The sequence below is a fragment of the Microbacterium sp. MTN4-26 genome, from assembly GCF_042846595.1.
In the GTDB taxonomy this organism is placed as follows: domain Bacteria; phylum Actinomycetota; class Actinomycetes; order Actinomycetales; family Microbacteriaceae; genus Microbacterium; species Microbacterium luteum.
The window spans coordinates 1-5329 of the sequence record NZ_BTGO01000035.1; the positions used below are offsets into that span (position 1 = coordinate 1).

2 rRNA genes are annotated in these 5329 nt (G+C 55.2%); both read right to left on the reverse strand.

Annotated elements, in window-relative coordinates:
• Positions 1–61: 61 nt before the first annotated feature.
• Positions 62–3170: ribosomal RNA gene (locus ACGG9C_RS16900) — 23S ribosomal RNA — on the reverse strand.
• Positions 3171–3559: 389 nt separating this feature from the next.
• Positions 3560–5083, reverse strand: a 16S ribosomal RNA gene (locus tag ACGG9C_RS16905).
• The 16S and 23S rRNA genes sit together here, the layout of an rRNA operon.
• Positions 5084–5329: the final 246 nt, after the last annotated feature.

Genomic DNA, 5329 nt, shown 5'->3' on the forward strand with positions numbered 1-5329 from the left:
CCGACCGTACATCGGGAACCACACGGTGGACGCGAGTCACGCTAAAGAAATAGCGGAAAGTGTTATCAAGTCATCGGCTTATTAGTACCGGTCAGCTGCACGCATTACTGCGCTTCCACATCCGGCCTATCAACCCAGTAGTCTGGCTGGGAGCCTCTCACCCCGAAGGGTATGGAAGTCTCATCTTGAGGCCGGCTTCCCGCTTAGATGCTTTCAGCGGTTATCCATCCCGAACGTAGCTAATCAGCGGTGCTCCTGGCGGAACAACTGACACACCAGAGGTTCGTCCAACCCGGTCCTCTCGTACTAGGGTCAGATCCTCTCAAACTTCCTACGCGCGCAGCGGATAGGGACCGAACTGTCTCACGACGTTCTAAACCCAGCTCGCGTACCGCTTTAATGGGCGAACAGCCCAACCCTTGGGACCTACTCCAGCCCCAGGATGCGACGAGCCGACATCGAGGTGCCAAACCATGCCGTCGATATGGACTCTTGGGCAAGATCAGCCTGTTATCCCCGAGGTACCTTTTATCCGTTGAGCGACAGCGCTTCCACAAGCCACTGCCGGATCACTAGTCCCGACTTTCGTCCCTGCTCGACCTGTCAGTCTCACAGTCAAGCTCCCTTGTGCACTTACACTCGCCACCTGATTGCCAACCAGGTTGAGGGAACCTTTGGGCGCCTCCGTTACATTTTGGGAGGCAACCGCCCCAGTTAAACTACCCACCAGGCACTGTCCCTGAACCGGATTACGGTTCGAAGTTAGACATCCAGAGTGACCAGAGTGGTATTTCAACAACGACTCCACAAACACTGGCGTGTCTGCTTCACAGTCTCCCACCTATCCTACACAAGCCACACCGAACACCAATACCAAGCTGTAGTAAAGGTCACGGGGTCTTTCCGTCCTGCTGCGCGTAACGAGCATCTTTACTCGTAATGCAATTTCGCCGAGTTCGTGGTTGAGACAGTTGGGAAGTCGTTACGCCATTCGTGCAGGTCGGAACTTACCCGACAAGGAATTTCGCTACCTTAGGATGGTTATAGTTACCACCGCCGTTTACTGGGGCTTAAATTCTGAGCTTCGCCTTACGGCTAACCCGTCCTCTTAACCTTCCAGCACCGGGCAGGCGTCAGTCCGTATACATCGTCTTGCGACTTGGCACGGACCTGTGTTTTTAGTAAACAGTCGCTACCCACTGGTCTCTGCGGCCACCACACCCTTTCGGAGTAAATCCTAATAAGTGGATGGCCCCCCTTCTCCCGAAGTTACGGGGGCATTTTGCCGAGTTCCTTAACCACGATTCTCTCGATCTCCTTGGTATTCTCTACCTGACCACCTGAGTCGGTTTGGGGTACGGGCAGCTAGAACCTCGCGTCGATGCTTTTCTCGGCAGCATAGGATCACCCACTTTTCATCCGCATCGTGTCTCAGCCTGTATGAGTGACGGATTTACCTACCACTCGGCCTACGCACTTGCACCAGGACAACCATCGCCTGGCTTGGGCTACCTTCCTGCGTCACACCTGTTAATACGCTAGCCGCACCAGCATGGGGTCGAGCGTTCGCCAGGACGGCTTCACCCCGAAGGGATCCACACATTCCTGGTTAGGACTCTTAGCACCACTGGATTAGCTGGGGCGGTTCTTCGCCGGTACGGGAATATCAACCCGTTGTCCATCGACTACGCCTGTCGGCCTCGCCTTAGGTCCCGACTTACCCAGGGAAGATTAGCTTGACCCTGGAACCCTTGGCCTTTCGGAGGACGTGTTTCTCACACGTCTTTCGCTACTCATGCCTGCATTCTCACTCGTGTGGCCTCCACGGCTGGGTCACCCCGCCGCTTCACTGCCCACACGACGCTCTCCTACCCATCAACACGGCTGGACCACGAAGGCCTACCAATAATGTCAATGCCACAACTTCGGTGGCGTGCTTGAGCCCCGTTACATTGTCGGCGCGGAATCACTTGACCAGTGAGCTATTACGCACTCTTTCAAGGGTGGCTGCTTCTAAGCCAACCTCCTGGTTGTCTGAGCAACTCCACATCCTTTCCCACTTAGCACGCGCTTAGGGACCTTAGTTGGTGGTCTGGGTTGTTTCCCTCTCGACTATGAAGCTTATCCCCCACAGTCTCACTGCTGCGCTCTCACTTACCGGCATTCGGAGTTTGGCTGACGTCAGTAACCTTGTAGGGCCCATCGGCCATCCAGTAGCTCTACCTCCGGCAAGAAACACGCAACGCTGCACCTAAATGCATTTCGGAGAGAACCAGCTATCACGAAGTTTGATTGGCCTTTCACCCCTATCCACAGCTCATCCCCTCAGTTTTCAACCTAAGTGGGTTCGGTCCTCCACGACGTCTTACCGTCGCTTCAACCTGGCCATGGATAGATCACTTCGCTTCGGGTCTAGGACACGCGACTGAAACGCCCTGTTCAGACTCGCTTTCGCTACGGCTACCCCACACGGGTTAACCTCGCCACGTATCGCTAACTCGCAGGCTCATTCTTCAAAAGGCACGCTGTCACCCCTGCTAAGGAGGCTCCAACGGTTTGTAAGCAAACGGTTTCAGGTACTATTTCACTCCCCTCCCGGGGTACTTTTCACCTTTCCCTCACGGTACTTGTCCGCTATCGGTCATCTGGGAGTATTTAGGCTTATCAGGTGGTCCTGACAGATTCACACGGGATTTCTCGGGCCCCGTGCTACTTGGGATACACGCCACGCTGAAACACGCATTTCGACTACGGGGCTGGCACCCACTCTGGCCGGCCTTTCAAGACCGTTCGTCTACACGCTTCCATCACGTCGGCCACCCGGCAGGATGACCAAGCACGTCCCACAACCCCTCACACGCAACGCCTGCCGGCTATCACACGCATAAGGTTTAGCCTCATCCGATTTCGCTCGCCACTACTCACGGAATCACGGTTGTTTTCTCTTCCTGTGGGTACTGAGATGTTTCACTTCCCCACGTTCCCTCTACCCGCCCTATACATTCAGGCGGGAGTCACCAGGTCAGCACGCCGCCTGGCGGGGTTTCCCCATTCGGACACCCTCGGATCAAAACTCGCTTATCAGTTCCCCGAGGCTTATCGCAGATTGCTACGTCCTTCTTCGGCTCCAGATGCCAAGGCATCCACCGTTTGCTCTTAAAGACTTGAAATCACATGAGCTGATCTATCGATCAAAAAATCGCTATTTCAAAAACACACAAACATGTGTCTTTAAGATGCTCGCGTCCACTGTGTAGTTCTCAAAGTACGGGCGGTACCCCCTCCGACATCCCCCACACGGAAGACACCAAAAAGGGGCCCAGAGAGTCAGCCACCACCCCCACCCCGAAGAGCAGAAGCAGCACCCGGTCCCTCAGGACCCAACAGCGTGCATGTGCCGAACCATCACGACCCACCGTTCCAGACCCCGAAAGGCCGTACTCAGCAAAACGATCAACGCTCGGCACCTCGTCATATGTTCCACCCATGAGCTAACCGGCAACACACATTCGGTGTTGAACCGGCGCCTGGAAGGCCGAAGCCTCCAGATGCTCCTTAGAAAGGAGGTGATCCAGCCGCACCTTCCGGTACGGCTACCTTGTTACGACTTAGTCCTAATTACCGATCCCACCTTCGACGGCTCCCTCCACAAGGGTTAGGCCACCGGCTTCAGGTGTTACCGACTTTCATGACTTGACGGGCGGTGTGTACAAGACCCGGGAACGTATTCACCGCAGCGTTGCTGATCTGCGATTACTAGCGACTCCGACTTCATGAGGTCGAGTTGCAGACCTCAATCCGAACTGGGACCGGCTTTTTGGGATTCGCTCCACCTCGCGGTATCGCAGCCCATTGTACCGGCCATTGTAGCATGCGTGAAGCCCAAGACATAAGGGGCATGATGATTTGACGTCATCCCCACCTTCCTCCGAGTTGACCCCGGCAGTATCCCATGAGTTCCCACCATAACGTGCTGGCAACATAGAACGAGGGTTGCGCTCGTTGCGGGACTTAACCCAACATCTCACGACACGAGCTGACGACAACCATGCACCACCTGTTCACCAGTGTCCAAAGAGTTGACCATTTCTGGCCCGTTCTGGTGTATGTCAAGCCTTGGTAAGGTTCTTCGCGTTGCATCGAATTAATCCGCATGCTCCGCCGCTTGTGCGGGTCCCCGTCAATTCCTTTGAGTTTTAGCCTTGCGGCCGTACTCCCCAGGCGGGGAACTTAATGCGTTAGCTACGTCACGGAATCCGTGGAAAGGACCCCACAACTAGTTCCCAACGTTTACGGGGTGGACTACCAGGGTATCTAAGCCTGTTTGCTCCCCACCCTTTCGCTCCTCAGCGTCAGTAACGGCCCAGAGATCTGCCTTCGCCATCGGTGTTCCTCCTGATATCTGCGCATTCCACCGCTACACCAGGAATTCCAATCTCCCCTACCGCACTCTAGTCTGCCCGTACCCACTGCAAGCCCGAGGTTGAGCCTCGGAATTTCACAGCAGACGCGACAGACCGCCTACGAGCTCTTTACGCCCAATAATTCCGGATAACGCTTGCGCCCTACGTATTACCGCGGCTGCTGGCACGTAGTTAGCCGGCGCTTTTTCTGCAGGTACCGTCACCCGAAGGCTTCTTCCCTACCAAAAGAGGTTTACAACCCGAAGGCCGTCATCCCTCACGCGGCGTTGCTGCATCAGGCTTGCGCCCATTGTGCAATATTCCCCACTGCTGCCTCCCGTAGGAGTCTGGGCCGTGTCTCAGTCCCAGTGTGGCCGGTCACCCTCTCAGGCCGGCTACCCGTCGACGCCTTGGTGAGCCATTACCTCACCAACAAGCTGATAGGCCGCGAGCCCATCCCAAACCGAAAAATCTTTCCAACCCCCACCATGCGATGAGAGCTCATATCCAGTATTAGACGCCGTTTCCAGCGCTTATCCCAGAGTCCAGGGCAGGTTGCTCACGTGTTACTCACCCGTTCGCCACTGATCCACCAAGCAAGCTTGGCTTCACCGTTCGACTTGCATGTGTTAAGCACGCCGCCAGCGTTCATCCTGAGCCAGGATCAAACTCTCCGTAAAAAACGAAAGCCACACGCAGGTCGGAATAAGACCACACATGCGACGAGTTCAATCATGACCAAACGGATGCCATCACTGACAATCCAAAATTGATCCAAAGGAATCTCAAACCACAAAAAAGTGGCCGAGGTTATTTGGCATATGACAAGTGCACGCTGTTGAGTTCTCAAAGATCGGACGCACCAACCAACCCGCAACCAAGCAGGCCCAGAAGGGCAACTTCACAATCATACCCCACCCACACCA